Raw genomic sequence first — 16,609 nt, forward strand, 5'->3', positions numbered from 1 at the left:
CAGGACCCACCGGCGCGGCTCACGGTGATCCCTGCACTGCCGTGTTCCCGTTGTCCCGGTCAGCCGAGCGGGGGCCGGATGAGGAACGAGCTGTCGGTGCGGAACGTGTCGGTGCCGTCGGACTTGTCGACCCAGAGTTCGTCGCCGACGCGGCGGAGGTAGAACGTGCGGTAGTTGGCCGACTCGAACGAGACGGTGCCGGCCGTCGCGCCGGGCCGGGGGCAGAACGTGGCGTCGCCGCGGAAGAGGACGGTGCCTTCGGGTGGGCTGAGTTGCAGGCGGAACGATGAGTGGCGCAGGTAGCGGCCCTGCGGGCCGAGCAAGGAGATGCAGGACGGGTCGGCCAGGCCGGCCACCACCTGCAGGGTGGCGTCCTTGCGCTCCTCAGCGGTGGTGACCGGCTCGAGCATCCCGTCCGTTCCGGCCACGGTGACGTAGCGGCCGGGCGTGGCCACCGATTCCAGGGACACCGGCCCGGTTCGCAGCGGCGGGGCGGCGCTCGAACCGGAACCTGTGCCGGTGCGGGGTGGGGGCGCGGGGGCGGTGGCCCACCCGGTGGCGGGGACGGTGACGCCCACGGCGAGAACTCCGGCGCCGATGGCCGCGGCCAGGGGGTGCGCGGCCAGCACGCCGCCCGCCCATTGCGCGAGGCCGGAGGCGACCACCGGCGCGGGGGTGATGGCGGCCGTCTTGGCCAGTGCGGCTCCGGCCAGCGCGATCGGCACGGGGAGCAGCAGCAGCGTGGGCAGCAGCCGGTCGGCGGGCACCAGGTGCTGGGCCGCGCGGGTGCAGACGGGGCAGGACCGCACGTGGCGGCCGATCCGTTTGCGCCAGTAGGGGTTGGGGCGTCCGTCCCACTCCGCGGCGACGTCTCCCAGCGCGTCGCAGCCGGGGAGGGCCTCCAGCGCCGCGACGATGCTCCGGCCCGTCTCCAGTTGTTCGCGCATCCGCTGGATCCGTACGCCGGTGTGGGTCACTCCGAGGCCGAGCCCGGTGGCGACCTCGGCCCGGGTGAGTTCGCCGATCAGTTCGAGCCACCACAGCGCGAACACCGTGCGTTCGGCCGGGCCCATCCACTGCGCGGCGTGGCGCACTTGGCGGCGCTGGCCGGCCAGTTCGACCCGCAGCACGGCCGGGCCTTCCACGTCGGCCGCCGCGTCGGGGCGGTCGATCCCGGCGCCGAGCGGGGTCGCGCGCCCGGCCGTGCGGCGTTCGCGGGCCACGTGGGTGCCGATCTCGTGCACGGCGATCACGGTCAGCCAGGACCGGAAGCTGTCCGGCGAGCGCAGGTCGCCCAGTTGCCGCAGGGCGCGGACCATGACGTCCTGCACCACGTCGTCCACCTGTTCGTCGTCCACCACCGGCTGCACGAGGTGGTAGACGATCGGCAGGTAGCGACGGGCCAGTTCGTCCAGGGCCTCGCGGTCGCCGGTCTGGGCCGCGCGTACGACGTCGCCGAGGTCGCGCCGAGGCTGAACCTTCATCAGCTGCCCTCATTCCGGTGAACGCTCACACTACCGCTGCGACCGGATCGTAAGAGCGCTCACCGCGCCGTTCAAGGCGGACGCCCGCCGGCGTCGACCGGACTTTGACCGGCGGATCGGCATAACAAAAGTTCAGTGCCAATCTTTCAATGATCACTGCAAATGGACCGGAAATGGCACTGAAAAACGGTGATACGAGCCGCTTTTATCGATGGATAGCACTTTCCGGGTCGAGCTTGTTAACGTTCATTTTCCCTTGTGTATCGGCCCGCCGATATCCCCCTTGTCATTCCCCCGGGAGGACCTCCGTGCCTTTGTCCCGAACCCGCCGCCGATGGCTCGCCGCGGCCACGGGCCTCGTCACCGCCCTGGCCGGCGGCCTGCTGGCGGCCGTCAACGCCCCGGCCGCGTACGCCGCCACCATCGACACCAGCGCCTGGTACGTGCTGGTCAACCGCACCAGCGGCAAGGCCCTCGACGTCTACAACCTGGCCACCACCGACGGCGCCCGCATCACTCAATGGACCCGCAACGACGGCACCCAGCAGCAGTGGCAGTTCGTCGACTCCGGCGGCGGGCAGTACCGCCTCAAGTCGCGCCTGTCCGGCAAGGTGCTCGACGTCTACAACCTGTCGACCGCGGACGGCGGCCAGATCGTCCAGTGGACCGACAACAACACCACCAACCAGCAGTTCAGCGTGCAGGACGTCGACGGCTACATCCAGCTGATCAACCGCAACAGCGGCAAGGCCGTCGAGGTGCAGGGCGGCTCCACAGCCGACGGGGCCAACATCGTCCAGTACAGCGACTGGAACGGCGCCAACCAGCAGTGGCAGCTGGTCCGCGTCGGCGGCGGCTCCGGGCCGACGACACCGCCGCCGTCGGGCTCCTGCACGCTGCCGTCGTCGTACCGCTGGTCGTCGACCGGTGCGCTGGCTCAGCCCAGGTCCGGCTGGGCGTCGCTCAAGGACTTCACCGTCGCGCCCTACAACGGCCAGCAGCTCGTGTACGCCACCACGCACGGTGTCGGCACCGGCAGCGACTGGGGCTCGATGAACTTCGGCCTGTTCTCGAGCTGGTCGCAGATGGGCTCGGCGTCGCAGAACGCGATGAGCCAGCGCGCGGTGGCGCCGTCGCTGTTCTTCTTCGCGCCCAAGAACATCTGGGTGCTGACCTACCAGTGGGGCGCGGCCCCGTTCATGTACCGCACGTCGAACGACCCGACCAACCCCAACGGCTGGTCCGCGGCGCAGCCCTTGTTCACCGGCAGCATCACCGGCTCGCCCACCGGCCCGATCGACCAGACGATCATCGGTGACAGCCAGAACATGTACCTGTTCTTCGCCGGCGACAACGGCAAGATCTACCGGGCCAGCATGCCGATCGGGAACTTCCCCGGCAACTTCGGCTCCTCGTACACCACGATCATGAGCGACACCCCGCAGAACCTCTTCGAGGCGGTGCAGGTGTACAAGGTACAGGGTCAGAACCAGTACCTGATGATCGTCGAGGCCGACGGCTCCAACGGCCGCTACTTCCGCTCGTTCACCGCCACCAGCCTGAACGGCTCGTGGACGCCGAACGCGGCCACCCAGAGCAACCCGTTCGCGGGCAAGGCCAACAGCGGCGCCACCTGGACCAACGACATCAGCCACGGCGAGCTGCTGCGCACCAGCGCCGACCAGACCATGACCGTCGACCCCTGCAACCTGCAACTGCTGTACCAGGGCCGGGCCCCGGGCTCGGGCGGCGACTACGGCCAGTGGCCGTACCGGCCGGGTCTGCTGACCCGTCAGCGCTGACCCCGTTTCCCCGTACGGCCGGCGCGTCCGCGGCCGTACGGGGACCCTCCGGCGTAACAGATTTTCACCGTTCGTTTTTCGCAGCATCATCAGAGCTGGAAGTTTCGGAGAGAGATCCACCTGACCTCGCCCGCAGCACCGAGTCGCCCGTCCAGCGGATCCGGAATTACCGTGAAAGCCCAGCTCAACGCCTGATGGCCGGGAGCTGCCGAGACAGCAACTTCCGATAGTTTTCCGGAACATATTGTTTCGCCGGTGTTTCTCGTGCCACCATGACGCGAAATCGAAGCCTGTCGTTCTTGCTCCGGGCTCGCGCACCTTCCCGCACCGCAGAGAACTGTGCGCTGCCCCCTGCCCGGAACACGGAACCGAGAAGGGAGACTGTTGTGGCAGCCAATCCCCGACGCCGCTCGATGCGGCTCCGACTGCTGCTCAGCGGCGCGGTCGCCGCCGTCACGGCCGCGGGCGTGATCGCGGTGATGCCGGACGCGAGCGCCGCCGAAAGCACCCTGGGCGCCGCGGCCGCGCAATCGGGCCGCTACTTCGGCACGGCCATCGCGGCCAGCCGGCTCAGCAACTCCACGTACAGCACCATCGCCGCCCGTGAGTTCAACATGATCACGGCCGAGAACGAGATGAAGCCGGACGCCACCCAGCCCAACCGTGGCCAGTTCAACTTCAGCGCGGGCGACCAGATCTACAACTGGGCCACCCAGCGCGGCCTCAAGGTGCGCGGCCACACCCTGGCCTGGCACGCGCAGCAGCCGGGCTGGATGCAGAACCTCAGCGGCGGCACCCTGCGCCAGGCCATGATCGACCATATCAACGGCGTGATGGCCCACTACAAGGGCAAGCTCGCCGCCTGGGACGTCGTCAACGAGGCGTTCGAGGAGAACGGCAGCCGGCGCAACTCCAACCTGCAGGGCACCGGCAACGATTGGATCGAGGTGGCGTTCCGCACGGCTCGCGCCGCCGACCCGTCGGTCAAGCTCTGCTACAACGACTACAACATCGAGAACTGGACGTACGCCAAGACGCAGGGCGTCTACAACATGATCCGTGACTTCAAGTCCCGGGGCGTGCCGATCGACTGCGTCGGGCTGCAGACCCACTTCACCGGGGGCAGCTCACTGCCGGGCAACTTCCAGACCACGTTGTCCAGCTTCGCCGCGCTCGGCGTGGACGTGGCCCTGACCGAGGTCGACGTCACCAACTCCTCGACGTCCCAGTACGCCGGGCTGACCCAGGCCTGCCTCAACGTGGCGCGCTGCATCGGCATCACCGTGTGGGGCGTACGGGACAGCGACTCGTGGCGCTCCAGCGAGAACCCGCTGCTGTTCGACGGCAACGGCAACAAGAAGGCCGCCTACACGTCGGTGCTCAACGCCCTCAACGCGGCCGGACCGACCAACCCCACGACTCCTCCGCCGACCACCACGACTCCCCCGCCGACCACCACGCCGCCGCCCTCGGGCAACGGCACGAGGATTCTGGGCGCGCAATCGGGCCGCTGCATCGACGTGCCGGGCGCGACGCAGAACAACGGCACCCGGGTTCAGCTTTATGACTGCAACGGCGCGAGCAACCAGACGTGGACGCTCACGTCGAGCCGGCAACTGACCGTGTACGGCTCCCGATGCCTCGACGCGGCCGGCTCCGGCAACGGCTCGGCCGTGCAGATCTACGCCTGCAACGGCCAGGCCAACCAGCAGTGGAACGTCAACAGCAACGGCACCATCACCGGCGTCCAGTCCGGACGGTGCCTGGACGTGTGGGGCACCGGCAACGGCCAGCAGGTCCAGATCTACGACTGCAACGGCCAGGCCAACCAGCGCTTCAGCCTGAGCTGACCGCGACGGCGCGGCGGCCCCGGCGCCGCCGCGCCACCACCGGTGGAGGATTTTTCATGACGCTTGCCCAGCCCGGTCTCTCCCCCGTCGGCGACGACGGGACGGACCGTTGGATGATCCGGAACCCGGTGCTGCCCGGCTTCCACCCGGACCCGTCGATCGTGCGGGCCGGCGACGACTACTACATCGCCACGTCGACGTTCGAGTGGTTCCCGGGCGTACGGGTGCATCACTCGACCGACCTGGTGCACTGGCAGCCGCTCGGCGGCGTGCTGACGGAGACGCGGCTGCTCGATCTGACCGGGGCCGCCGACTCCTGCGGCATCTGGGCGCCCAACCTCACGTACGCCCATGGGTTGTTCCATCTGCTCTACACCGACGTGGCCACGTTCGCGGGCGGCTACTGGGACCCGCAGAACTACCTGGTCACCGCGCCCAGCATGGCCGGCCCGTGGTCGGACCCGGTGGTGCTGCACGGTCGCGGCTTCGACGCGTCGCTGTTCCACGACGAGGACGGCACCACCTGGATGCTGTCGATGCGCGCGGACTGGCGGCCCGGCCGCGACCGCTTCGGGGGCATCGAGATCCAGCGGTACGACCGGGACGAGCGCCGCCTGACCGGCCCGGCCCGCCTGATCTTCACGGGCACCGGCGCCGGCCTCACGGAAGCACCCAACGTCTATCGCAAGGACGGGTGGTACTACCTGATCACCGCCGAGGGTGGCACCAGCTGGGCCCACCAGGTCACCGTGGCCCGGTCGCGGCACCTGTTCGGCGAGTACGAGGTGGATCCGGGCGGACCGCTGCTGACCTCGTCGGGGCGGCCCGAGCTGACGTTGCAGAAGGCCGGGCACGGCAGCCTCGTGCAGACGCCGGCCGGCGAGTGGTACCTGGCGCACCTCGTGGCGCGGCCCTACACCCCGTACGGGCGCTGTGTCCTCGGCCGGGAAGCCGCGCTGCAGAGGGTGGAATGGGCGGACGGCGCCTGGCCCCGGATCTCCGACGGAGTGCCCGCCGAGCTGGTCCCGGCCCCGGCCGGCACCGCGCTCACCACCCGCCCACCCTCTTCCGAGCTGCTGGAGGACGACCACTTCGACGCGCCCGTGCTCGGGCCCAACTGGTCGACCCTGCGCCGCCCGGCCACGCCGGACTGGGTCGACCTGTCCGCGCGTCCCTCGCATCTGCGCATCCACGGTGGCCGGTCACCGATGGCCCGGCACCGGCCGAGCCTGGTCGCGCGCCGGGTGACAGCCCGGCGGTGCACGTTCGAGGCGACGTGCGAGTTCACGCCCCGCAACGCCCGCCAGCTGGCCGGGATCACGGCCTACTACAACACCCGCAACTGGTACTACCTGCACCTGACGGCGGACGACGACGGCACCCCGGTGCTCGATCTGCTCGTCTGCGACAGCGGGCGGGTCACCACGGCGCCGGGTCTGCGCACAGTCGTCGACGGCATCCCGCGCGTCGGGCTGCGCCTGCGCCTGGACGGGCCGCTGCTGACCTTCGCCTACACGACGAACCCGGGCGAGACACCGGTCTGGTACGACCTGGGCCGCGCGTTCGACGCCACCACCCTGTCCGACGAGTACGCGGCGACGATCGTGCCCGGCGAACCGGAGGCATGGGGGTTCACCGGGGCTTTCGCCGGACTCTGGGTGCAGGACCTGGGCGCCGAGGGCGGCTACGCCGACTTCGACCGGGCGGCCTATCGCGCGTCCTGACGCCGCTCAGGAGCCTTGCAGGCGCAGGGACACGTCGGTTCGGGGCAGGGTGACGGGGAAGGACGCGGCGCGGCCGGCCGCGCTCAGCCGGTATTCGCCGTAGAAGCCCCGCACCTCCACGTGTCCGGCGGCGTCGGTGCGCATCGTCGTCGGCGGCAGCCACCACTCCCCCTTGATCAGGCCCCGCAACGCCTCATAGGCGGGTTTGGGGGTGCCGTCGGCCCGGATCAGCCCGCACGGGGCACCGAGCCAGGCGTCGTTGTCCGACAGACCCCAGTAGGTGATCGCATGAACCGCCGGATGCGAGAGCAGGGTGCGGTAGTGCCGCACGATCTCGTCGGCCTGCCGCTGTTCGCCGTCCGGCGTGGACGGCCACGACGGGACCTGGTAGTCGTTGAGGTCCTCGATGTGGGACGGCATCAGCTCGCCGGAGAGCAGCGTGGTCTCGGTGAAGTGGATGGGCAGCCCGAACCGGGCGAACCTCTCGATCGTGGCCAGGGTCCTCTCCTCGCCCCAATAGCCCTGGTGCATGTGGCTCTGCAGGCCGATGGCGTCGACCGGGACGCCCGCCTCGAGGACACCCTCGATCAGGCACTCGTACGCCGGGGACATGTCGAAGTCGTTGAGCAGCAGCGTCACCGCCGGTCCGGCCGCACGGGCCTCGGTGAAGGCGAGGCGGATCAGGGCGAGCCGGCCCCGCTCCCAGGCCAGCCGCGTGATCGCGTTGCGATGCCGCTCGTTGCGGAACACCGGCATGATCACCGCCTCGTTGACCACGTCCCAGGCCTGGATCACGCCGGCGAAGTCGGCCGTCTCCCGCCGGATGCGCGCGCGAACGGCCGCCTCGACCTCGTCGGCCGGGCGGTCGCGCAGCCAGTCGGCCGTCAGCGTGTGCCACACCAGAGGGTGGCCCTTGACCCGGCACCCGTGGGCGGCGAACCACTCCGCGGTCCGGCGCAGCCGCTCGGTGCCGGGCCGCCCCCGTTCCGGCTCGAAGGGACCCCAGTAGAAGGGCAGGGTCGCCGTGTTGAAGACGTCGAACCACAGGCCGGCGTTCGCCGTGGACGGGCCGGCTTCCCCGTTCGCCATGGGGATGAGCTCGAAGCCGATGTTGCCGAACGAGAAGGCGTGGGCGCGTTGCTCGACGACGACGTCGCGATGGCTCAGCGGCCGGCCCTCGGTGTCGAGCACGGTGACTGCGGCTGCGCCGATCCGGTGGTCGATCTGTGGTGCCGTCACTGCGGACCCCCTGCCGTGTACTGGGAAATTGGAACTTCCGAAGGTTTGCGAAACGTTTCAGTCCGACGGGCAGCCGAGAGTTCGGGAAGTGCGCGTTAACAACACTTCCACCTCATCGTGTTGAACATCTTGACATGCACATTGATCACTTCATAGCTTGGCTTCACATTCCGGAAACACTCCGAAACTTTCGGTTCCGAGAGGTGACTTCGTGGCACCCAGAAGATTTTTGGCCATCACTGCCGCCCTGACCTTGAGCACTGCGGGCCTGGCCGCCTGCAGCGGCGGCGACGACGACAGCGGCGATTCCAGCTCGGGCGGCAACGTCACGATGACGCTCTGGCACAACTCCACCACCGGTCCCGGCAAGGCGTTCTGGGACAAGGCGGTGGCCGACTTCAAGACGGTCAACCCGAACGTCACGATCAAGATCCAGTCGATCCAGAACGAGGACCTGGACGGCAAACTGCAGACGTCGCTGAACTCGGGATCGGCGCCCGACATCTTCCTGCAGCGCGGCGGCGGCAAGATGGCGGCCATGGTCGAGGCGGGTCAGCTGAAGGACATCACCGACCTCGTCACCCCGGAGACCAAGGCCGCGGTGGGTGATGCCGCCCTCGGCACCGGGCAGCTCGACGGCAAGACGTACGCGGTGCCGGTGTCGATCCTTCCCGGCGGCTTCTGGTACAGCAAAGACATCTTCAAGAAGGCGGGCATCACGGCCACGCCGACCACGATGGAGGAGCTGGCCGCGGCCGCAGCCAAGCTCAAGGCCAACGGAACGCCGATCGCCCTGGGCGCCAAGGACGCCTGGCCGGCCGCCCACTGGTACTACTTCTACGCCCTGCGCGCATGCAGCAAGGATTCACTCGACGCCGCGGCCAAGGACAAGAACTTCACCGATCCCTGCTGGACCAAGGCCGGCAACGACCTCAAGGCGTTCGCCGACACCCAGCCCTTCAACAACGGCTTCCTGACCACCTCGGCCCAGCAGGGCGCGGGCAGCTCGGCCGGCCTGGTCGCCAACGGCAAGGCGGGCATGGAGCTGATGGGCTCGTGGGACCCGGGCGTCATCGCCGGCCTCACCAAGGACAAGAAGCCGCTGCCCGACCTGGGCTTCTTCCCCTTCCCCGCGGTGTCCGGCGGCCAGGGTGACCCGGCGGCCATCATGGGCGGCGCCGACGGCTTCTCGTGCTCCGAGAAGGCGCCGAAGGAGTGCGCCGACTTCCTCAACTACATCCTCACCAAGCCCCTGCAGGAGGCGTACTACAAGGCCTTCAACTCGCTGCCGGTCAGCAAGGAGGCGCAGGGCGCGGTCACCGAGGACTACCTCAAGGCCGTCCTCGACGCCTACAACAAGGCGCCGTACGTCTCGCAGTGGCTCGACACGATCTACGGCCAGAACGTGGGCAACGCGCTGAACGTCGGGGTCGTCAACCTGCTCGCCGGCAAGGGCGACGTCGCCGGGATCATCAAGGCCACCAACGACGCGGCCAAGAAGGGCTGAGCGTGACGGTCACCCGTCTGCGGAGCGGAGGTGGCGTCCAGGCGCCGCCTCCGCTGCGCCCTCGCCGCCGCGGCATCGGCTGGGGACAGCGCCTCGAGATCGCGGCGCTGTCCGGCCCGGCGATCCTGGTCTTCGTCAGCTTCGTGATCTTCCCCGTGCTGATGGCCGCCTACTACGGCTTCTACAAGTGGAAGGGCTACGGCGTCCCGACCAACTTCGTCGGGCTCGACAACTACAAGACCATCCTGCAGGACACGGCGTTCCACGAGGCGCTGTGGCACAACGCCGAGATCCTGGTGCTGTCCCTGGTTCTGCAGGGCCCGGTGGCGATCGCGCTGGCCCTGCTGCTGAACCGGCGGATGCGGGGTCAGTCGGTCATCCGCGTGCTCATCTTCGTCCCGTACGTGATCTCCGAGGTCATCACGGGCACGGCGTGGGCGCTGATCCTGCAGACCAACGGCGCGGGCAACGACATCCTCGAGTCGATCGGACTGGGTGGACTGACGGCGGACTGGCTGGCCGACCCGAAGCTGGCCATCTGGTCACTGATGTTCATCCTGACCTGGAAGTACGTCGGGTTCGCGGTGATCCTGTTCCTGGCCGGCATGCAGAACATCCCCGACGAGCTGTCCGAGGCGGCGGCGGTCGACGGCGCGTCGTTCTGGCAGATCCAGCGGCACATCACGCTGCCTCTGCTCGGCCCGACCATCCGCATCTGGGCGTTCCTGTCGATCATCGGATCGCTGCAGCTGTTCGACCTCGTCTACATCATCTGGGGCCAGTACGTCGCCTCGACCGCAGGCACCTCGACCATGGCCACCTACATGGTCGTCGAGGGCCGGAACGCGGCCAACTACGGGTACGGCAACGCCGTGGCGGTCGTGCTCTTCATCATCTCGATGGTCATCGCGCTGATCTATCAGCGCTTCGTGCTGCGCCGCGACACCGAGGGCGCCCTCACCGGAGGAAGCTAGCAATGGCCCGGCGCACCCCGATCGTGTACCTCGTCGCGCTGCTGCTGATCGGCCTCATGCTCGGGCCGGTCATCTACATCATCGTCGGCGGGTTCCGGACCAACTCGCAGATCACCGTCTCGCCGGCCGGCCTGCCCGACCCGTGGGTGACCGAGAACTACACCGAGATCCTGGCCAGCGACGCCTTCTGGCGCCAGGTCGGCAACTCGACGATCGCGGCCGTCGTCACGACCGTCGCCGTCGTCACGCTGGGCGTGATGGCCAGCTATGTGCTGGCCCGCTACCGGTTCCGCGGCCGCGGGGCGATGTACGCGTTGTTCGCCGCCGGGCTGATGTTCCCGGCCACGGTCGCCATCACTCCGCTCTACATCCTGATCAAGAACCTGGGCCTGGTGAACACGCTGCCCGGGGTGATCCTGCCCCAGATCGCCTTCGGGCTGCCGACCACGATCATCATCCTGGTCCCGTTCCTGCGGGCCATCCCCAAGGAGATCGAGGAGGCCGCGATGATCGACCGGTGCAGCCGGCTCGGCTTCTTCTGGCGCATGGTGCTGCCGCTGTCGGTGCCCGGCCTGATCACCACCGGCATTCTGGCCTTCATCGGCAGCTGGAACAGCTATCTGCTGCCGCTGTTCATCCTCAACGACCAGGACACGTTCACCCTGCCGCTGGGGGTGCAGGCCTTCGCCTCGCAGTACTCGGTCGACACGGCCCGGGTGCTGGCCTTCACGTCACTGTCGATGATCCCGGCGCTGGTCTTCTTCAGCCTGTTCGAGCGGCGCATCGTCGGCGGCCTGACCGGCGCGGTCAAGGGCTGACCCCGCCGTGATCGCTCAGCGCCGGGTGATCGTGCCCGTGTCCAGCAGCTCCTGCGCCACGTCGGCGACTTTGCGCCGCTGGTCGCGGGCGGTGCTGCGCAAGACGTTGAAGGCGGTGACGGAGTCCACCCGGTGCTGGGCCATCAGGTAGCCGACGGCACGCTCGATCACCACCCGATAGTCCAGCGCGTACTGGAGCTGACCAGCCAGCTCCCCCGCTCGCTGGGCATTCAGGGCGGTGCTGAGCATCGCCTCGATGACCTCGCTGTAGCGGATCAGCGCGGTCCGCTCCGACTCGTCCCAGGTGTGCGGTTCGTTGCGGTAGACGTCGAGAGTGCCCACCGGCACGCCGCCCAGCCGCAGCGGGCAGCCCAGCACGGCGAGCACACCCTCGCGGGTCAGCACGGGCGTCACCTCAGGCCACCGCGGGTCGGAACGGAGGTCGTTCGCGACCACGACCTCGTCGCGGACGAACGCTTCGACGCAGGGACCGGTGCCCGTGGCGGACTGCGCCTTCTCGAGGACGTGTCCACGCTCGTCGCTGGCCGCGACGTAGTGCAGCGTGCTGTTCTCGTCGACTATCATCAGCCCGCCGCCGCTCACCGAGAACAACGCGGCACAGGCCCGGACGGCCTCGTCGATCGCGGCGGTGACGTCGTGTTCGGGGCCGGTGGCCAGGCGGCGCAGACTGCTCGCGAGGGATTCGGGATCGACGGGCGGCATGTCAACGCCCCCCGGCCGGCTCGGGCGGGCGCCCGGGACGCAGAGGCCCTCCGCCGCTCCCGGACTGCAGGCGCAGCAACACCCCGATGATCCCGGAGTACGCCTCCGCGGCCGCGATGTCGTCGGCAGTCCACGGTTGCGGCCCCGTCCGCAGGGCGTTGAGCGTGCCGACGACCGCGCCCGCGACCCGCACCGGCGCCGACAACACCGACCGCGCCGGGTGGCCGTCACCCGCGTGCGCGGTCAGCCACTCCCACAGCCCGGCATACGCCCCGGCACCACCGAGGTCACCGACCTCCACGGTTGTGTTCCGCGCGACGCAGTCGATGCCGGGCCCCTGGCCCTGCTCGAGCTGGCCGCGTTCCAGGGTCTCCGCCGCCGGTCCGGAGACGCCGACGAGCCGCAGGTGCTGGTCCTCGTCGAGGAGCATCAGGCCGGTCGCGTCGATCTGCAGCACGTCCTGGGCCGCCTCCAGCACCCCGTTGAGGTGGCCGACCAGCGCGGCGCTGCCGGTGGTAACCGGGAGGTCCACGGCTCGTAACAGGCCGCCCAGGGACGACGAGAGCGCACGGTGGTCTACGGGCACAGTCTTTCCTTCCGGGCGAGGATCGGGACCCGGCGGGGTTGCCCGGCCTGCCGGAGACGAAACGGGTGACCCTGAGGTGTCGATCCGGCGCAATGCGGCTAGTGTGAGTTTTCAACGACCTCTTCGCCCTGTGTCCGCGGAGCCTGGTGTCACGGAGGGTGACGCATGCTCACGGACCACAGTGGCAGTTCGACCCGGATGCTTCCGCCGGTCGAGCTTTCCGACGATCTCGACGTCATCGCCGAGCAGTACGTCCGCGAACGCGCCGGACTCGATCCGGTGCTGGCGCGCCGCTTGCGCGACGACGTCATCCGCCGGCTGCTGCCGTTCGCGGCCCGGTTGGCGGCCCGTTACCGGCACCGGCAGGAGTCCTCGGACGACCTGCAGCAGGTGGCCCGGCTCGGCCTCGTCAAGGCGATCGACCGCTACGACCCGCAGCGTGGATCGTTCACCGCGTACGCGGTCACCACCATCGACGGCGAGCTCAAACGCCATTTCCGTGATCACACCTGGAGCATGCAGGTGCCGCGCCGGTTGCAGGACCTGTCGCGGGTGGCCGCGCGGGCCGCCGAGGCGCTGACCGCGGAGCTGCACCGGCCGCCGACCGAGGCCGAACTGGCGGCGCGCTGCGGCGTCACCGTGGCCGAGCTGGCCGAGGCGTCAGCTTCCCGCGCCGGCTATCGGCCCATGTCGCTGAGCCTGCCCGTCGGCGACTCCGGCACGGCCCTCGGTGATCTGCTCGGCGGCTCCGACCGGGACCTCGAACTGGTCGCCGACCAGCTGACCCTGCGCCGCCTGATCGATCGGCTGTCCCCGCGGGACAAACACATCCTGGTCCAGCACTACTACGGCAACCGCACCCAGTCGGAGATCGCCGGCGAGCTGGGCATCTCGCAGATGCACGTGTCCCGGCTGATCAACCGCACTCTGGCCTGGCTGCGGACGGCCATGCTGACCGACGAGGTGCCGGCCTGGCAGCCCGACGGAGCCGGCACGCCCGGTGCGGGCCCGGTTCTGGACATCCGCCGGACGGCCACCGGATCCGTACGGGTCGTCGTGCTCGGCGAGGTCGATCGCGACAACGCCGACCCGCTGCAACGCGACCTGCTGCGGGTGATCGGCCGGGCGTCCGCGGGCACCGTGGTGGAGATCCACCTCGGTGGAGTGCCGCTGCTGACCGCGGCCGGAGCCTGGGCGCTGCGGAACGCCTACGACGCCGGCCGCGTCCGTCGCGTCGCCGTCAGCATCGTGGCCGCGCCGCCGCTCCTGCGTCAGATGGCCGCGGTGGCCGGGCTGGGCCCGATGATGACAGCGGACGGCAACGTTTGATCCTCCGTTGATCGGCCATTCCGTCCCGGCCGCGCCACAGCGGCACATTCTGCCCGGAGGAACCCTCAGTGACGCCCTTTGCCGTGACCAAGCGCAACGACGGAGCGGGTGTGTACCGGCTGATGGTGGGAGGTGAACTCGACGAGGACACCAGTGACGGCCTCGTCGTCGTGATGGCCAACGCCGCCGGGCAGGCCGACGTGGTGGAGATCGTCGTCGACCTGCGACGGGTCTCGTTCCTGGCCGCCGCCGGTATTCGCGCCCTGCTGCACGGACGTGCGGCCGCCGCGGGGCGCGGGTGCGCGTTCCGGGTCGTCAACGCCGCGGGAATCGTGTTGCAGGTCATCAAGATCAGCGGGGTCCACCACATCCTGGCGGTCACTACCGAACCGGAGGCCGCCGCTACCGAGCATCAGCCGCTGTGAGCTGGAAGAACTCCGTCAGCTCGCAGATGACCAGCACTTGCCGGACGTTATCGTGGGCACGGCTGACGACGAACCGCCCGCCCTGCCGCGAGACCTTCTCATGGCACTCGAGCAGCGTCTGGATACCGGCCGAGCTGAGGAAGCTCAGCCCGCTCAGATCGAGCGCGACATCGGCCGCGCCGCGGGGAATCAGGTCCAGGATTTGCTGCCTTAGTTGATCATTATTGTCGGCATCGACCTCACCGGTCACCGTCACCACCATCGCATCACCGTCCCGCTCGCGCAGCCGGACGTCGAGCGGCGAACCGTCGTCCACCATGTGCATCACCCCGCCTCAGTCGCGCTCGTCGGTGCCGGCCGTCTGCCGCCGGCCGGATTCGTCCGGGTGGCGGCTGCCGCCGTGCGACTCCGCCGTTCCCGGGCGTGCGCCGCCCTCCGGCGGCCCCTCGGGTGACTGGCCGCCCGCGGCCAGCTCGGGGAACTTCGCGTCGAAGGCCGGCCGTTCCGACCGGATGCGGGGCATGCGGTCGAAGTTGCGCAGCGGCGGCGGGGACGACGTCGCCCACTCCAGGGAGTTGCCGTGGCCCCACGGGTCGTCGGCCGTGACGACCTGACCGATCCGGTACGACTTCCACACGTTGTAGAGGAACGGCAGAGTGGACGCGCCGAGGACGAACGAGCCGATGGTGGAGACCGTGTTGAGCGTCGTGAAGCCGTCGTCGGGCAGGTAGTCGGCGTAGCGGCGGGGCATGCCTTCGGCGCCCAGCCAGTGCTGCACCAGGAACGTCGCGTGGAAGCCGACGAACGTCAGCCAGAAGTGGACCTTGCCGAGGCGGTCGTCGAGCATGCGGCCGAACATCTTCGGGAACCAGAAGTAGATGCCCGAGAACACGGCGAACACGATGGTGCCGAACAGCACGTAGTGGAAGTGCGCAACCACGAAGTACGAGTCGTGCACGTGGAAGTCGATGGGCGGGGAGGCCAGCAGCACCCCGGTCAGCCCGCCCAGCAGGAAGGTGACCAGGAAGCCGAGGGCGAACAGCATCGGCGCCTCGAAGCTGATCTGCCCCCGCCACATCGTGCCGATCCAGACGAAGAACTTCATGCCCGTGGGCACAGCGATCAGATAGCTGAGCAGACTGAAGAACGGCAGCAGGACCTGGCCGGTGGCGAACATGTGATGCGCCCACACCGACATGGACAGGCCCGCGATGAGGAGCGTGGCCGCGACCAGACCCTTGTAGCCGAACACGGGTTTGCGGCTGAAGACCGGGATGACTTCGGTGATGATGCCGAAGAAGGGCAGCGCCACCACGTACACCTCGGGGTGGCCGAAGAACCAGAACAGGTGCTGCCACAGCATCGGCCCGCCGGTCGACGCGTCGAACACGTGCGCCCCGAGCACGCGATCGGCGGCCAGCGCGAACAGGGCCGCCGCCAGGAACGGGAACACCAGCACCACCAGCAGGCTGGTGAGCAGGATGTTCCAGGTGAAGATGGGCATCCGGAACATGGTCATGCCGGGAGCCCGCAGCGTCAGGATCGTGGTGATCATGTTGACGCCGCCCAGGATCGTGCCCAGGCCGCTCAGGGCCAGGCCGATCACCCACATGTTGGGGCCGGGCCCGGGTGAGTGCAGGGAATCGCTCAGCGGCGCGTACGCCGTCCAGCCGAAATCGGCCGAGCCGCCGGGAGTGAGGAACGACGACAACGCGGTCAGGCCGCCGAACAGGTAGAGCCAGTACGCGAACGCGTTGAGCCGGGGAAAGGCCACGTCGGGGGCGCCGATCTGGATCGGGACGACGTAATTGGCGAAGGCGAACACGATGGGCGTCGCGAAGAACAGCAGCATGATCGTGCCGTGCATCGTGAACATCTGGTTGTACTGCTCCGGCGACAGGATCTGCATGCCGGGGCGGGCCAGCTCGGCCCGCATGAGCAGCGCCATCGCCCCGCCGACCAGGAAGAACAGAAAAGACGTGACCATGTACATGATCCCGATCTGTTTCGCGTCGGTCGTCCGCAGGATCCGGGCCAGCGCCGACCCCTTGACCTGCCGCCGTACCGGGTAGGGCCGCGTCACCACAGGACGGGGGGTTACTGAGGTCACGGCAGCGACTCCTCAAGGTCCAAAGGGGGCATCGGCCG

The 16,609-nt window shown here is 69.1% G+C and carries 14 protein-coding genes; 8 read left to right on the top strand and 6 right to left on the bottom strand.

The annotated features are described in order from the left end of the window. Positions 1 to 59: 59 nt before the first annotated feature. Entirely contained in the window at positions 60 to 1,484 is a 1,425-nt protein-coding gene (locus tag BKA14_RS16040) for a sigma-70 family RNA polymerase sigma factor (protein WP_184951740.1), read from the bottom strand. A 308-nt stretch (positions 1,485 to 1,792) separates the two neighbouring features. Here BKA14_RS16040 and BKA14_RS16045 point away from each other — a divergent pair, with 308 nt between their 5' ends. From BKA14_RS16045 to BKA14_RS16055, 3 genes are all read left to right on the top strand, one after another. After that, positions 1,793 to 3,286: a non-reducing end alpha-L-arabinofuranosidase family hydrolase gene (locus BKA14_RS16045; RefSeq protein ID WP_438861886.1), complete on the top strand. Its 1,494-nt coding sequence runs from the start codon at positions 1,793 to 1,795 to the stop codon at positions 3,284 to 3,286. 413 nt (positions 3,287 to 3,699) lie between these two features. Beyond that, complete coding sequence (locus BKA14_RS16050) at positions 3,700 to 5,136, top strand: endo-1,4-beta-xylanase (RefSeq protein ID WP_184956773.1); 1,437 nt, start codon at positions 3,700 to 3,702, stop codon at positions 5,134 to 5,136. Between the two features lie 56 nt (positions 5,137 to 5,192). Further along, complete coding sequence (locus BKA14_RS16055) at positions 5,193 to 6,860, top strand: glycoside hydrolase family 43 protein (RefSeq protein ID WP_239093737.1); 1,668 nt, start codon at positions 5,193 to 5,195, stop codon at positions 6,858 to 6,860. A 6-nt stretch (positions 6,861 to 6,866) separates the two neighbouring features. Here the strand turns inward: BKA14_RS16055 and BKA14_RS16060 are convergent, their stop codons facing one another. Continuing rightward, positions 6,867 to 8,099, bottom strand: a complete 1,233-nt coding sequence (locus BKA14_RS16060) for an endo-1,4-beta-xylanase (protein ID WP_184951742.1) — start codon at positions 8,097 to 8,099, stop codon at positions 6,867 to 6,869. Between the two features lie 211 nt (positions 8,100 to 8,310). Between BKA14_RS16060 and BKA14_RS16065 the strand changes: the two genes are divergently transcribed. From BKA14_RS16065 to BKA14_RS16075, 3 genes are read left to right on the top strand one after another with little or no spacing between them, the layout of a single operon-like run. Further along, positions 8,311 to 9,606: an ABC transporter substrate-binding protein gene (locus BKA14_RS16065; RefSeq protein WP_184951743.1), complete on the top strand. Its 1,296-nt coding sequence runs from the start codon at positions 8,311 to 8,313 to the stop codon at positions 9,604 to 9,606. Between the two features lie 2 nt (positions 9,607 to 9,608). After that, a complete protein-coding gene (locus BKA14_RS16070; protein ID WP_184951744.1) occupies positions 9,609 to 10,580 on the top strand; it encodes a carbohydrate ABC transporter permease in 972 nt (323 codons plus the stop codon). Between the two features lie 2 nt (positions 10,581 to 10,582). Beyond that, the gene (locus BKA14_RS16075; RefSeq protein WP_184951745.1) at positions 10,583 to 11,398 is read left to right on the top strand and encodes a carbohydrate ABC transporter permease; all 816 of its coding nucleotides are present in this window, start codon (positions 10,583 to 10,585) and stop codon (positions 11,396 to 11,398) included. A 15-nt stretch (positions 11,399 to 11,413) separates the two neighbouring features. Here BKA14_RS16075 and BKA14_RS16080 read toward each other — a convergent pair whose 3' ends face one another. Further along, positions 11,414 to 12,121: a GAF and ANTAR domain-containing protein gene (locus BKA14_RS16080; RefSeq protein WP_184951746.1), complete on the bottom strand. Its 708-nt coding sequence runs from the start codon at positions 12,119 to 12,121 to the stop codon at positions 11,414 to 11,416. Position 12,122: 1 nt separating this feature from the next. Continuing rightward, the gene (locus BKA14_RS16085) at positions 12,123 to 12,707 is read right to left on the bottom strand and encodes a GAF domain-containing protein (RefSeq protein WP_184951747.1); all 585 of its coding nucleotides are present in this window, start codon (positions 12,705 to 12,707) and stop codon (positions 12,123 to 12,125) included. A gap of 165 nt (positions 12,708 to 12,872) precedes the next feature. On the opposite strand from BKA14_RS16085, the gene BKA14_RS16090 reads away from it, so the two are divergent. Then, positions 12,873 to 14,036, top strand: a complete 1,164-nt coding sequence (locus BKA14_RS16090; protein WP_184951748.1) for a sigma-70 family RNA polymerase sigma factor — start codon at positions 12,873 to 12,875, stop codon at positions 14,034 to 14,036. Positions 14,037 to 14,104: 68 nt separating this feature from the next. Beyond that, complete coding sequence (locus BKA14_RS16095; protein WP_184951749.1) at positions 14,105 to 14,461, top strand: anti-sigma factor antagonist; 357 nt, start codon at positions 14,105 to 14,107, stop codon at positions 14,459 to 14,461. On the opposite strand, the gene BKA14_RS16100 is transcribed toward BKA14_RS16095, so the two are convergent. Both BKA14_RS16100 and ctaD read right to left on the bottom strand, forming a co-directional pair. Then, positions 14,439 to 14,780: an STAS domain-containing protein gene (locus BKA14_RS16100; RefSeq protein ID WP_184951750.1), complete on the bottom strand. Its 342-nt coding sequence runs from the start codon at positions 14,778 to 14,780 to the stop codon at positions 14,439 to 14,441. The two genes, BKA14_RS16095 and BKA14_RS16100, sit on opposite strands and share 23 nt — an antisense overlap. Before the next feature lie 15 nt (positions 14,781 to 14,795). Continuing rightward, a complete protein-coding gene (ctaD, locus tag BKA14_RS16105) occupies positions 14,796 to 16,571 on the bottom strand; it encodes an aa3-type cytochrome oxidase subunit I (protein WP_184951751.1) in 1,776 nt (591 codons plus the stop codon). Positions 16,572 to 16,609 lie beyond the last annotated feature (38 nt).

The sequence above is a fragment of the Paractinoplanes abujensis genome (assembly GCF_014204895.1).
GTDB lineage: Bacteria > Actinomycetota > Actinomycetes > Mycobacteriales > Micromonosporaceae > Actinoplanes > Actinoplanes abujensis.

Bases quoted from the DNA above. Each gene is read 5' to 3' on its own strand.
- BKA14_RS16050 (WP_184956773.1), top strand. From the start codon at position 3,700: ATGCGGCTCCGACTGCTGCTCAGCGGCGCGGTCGCCGCCGTCACGGCC.
- BKA14_RS16080 (WP_184951746.1), bottom strand. From the start codon at position 12,121: ATGCCGCCCGTCGATCCCGAATCCCTCGCGAGCAGTCTGCGCCGCCTG.
- BKA14_RS16090 (WP_184951748.1), top strand. From the start codon at position 12,873: ATGCTCACGGACCACAGTGGCAGTTCGACCCGGATGCTTCCGCCGGTC.
- BKA14_RS16100 (WP_184951750.1), bottom strand. From the start codon at position 14,780: ATGGTGGACGACGGTTCGCCGCTCGACGTCCGGCTGCGCGAGCGGGAC.
- BKA14_RS16040 (WP_184951740.1), bottom strand. From the start codon at position 1,484: ATGAAGGTTCAGCCTCGGCGCGACCTCGGCGACGTCGTACGCGCGGCC.
- BKA14_RS16075 (WP_184951745.1), top strand. From the start codon at position 10,583: ATGGCCCGGCGCACCCCGATCGTGTACCTCGTCGCGCTGCTGCTGATC.
- BKA14_RS16055 (WP_239093737.1), top strand. From the start codon at position 5,193: ATGACGCTTGCCCAGCCCGGTCTCTCCCCCGTCGGCGACGACGGGACG.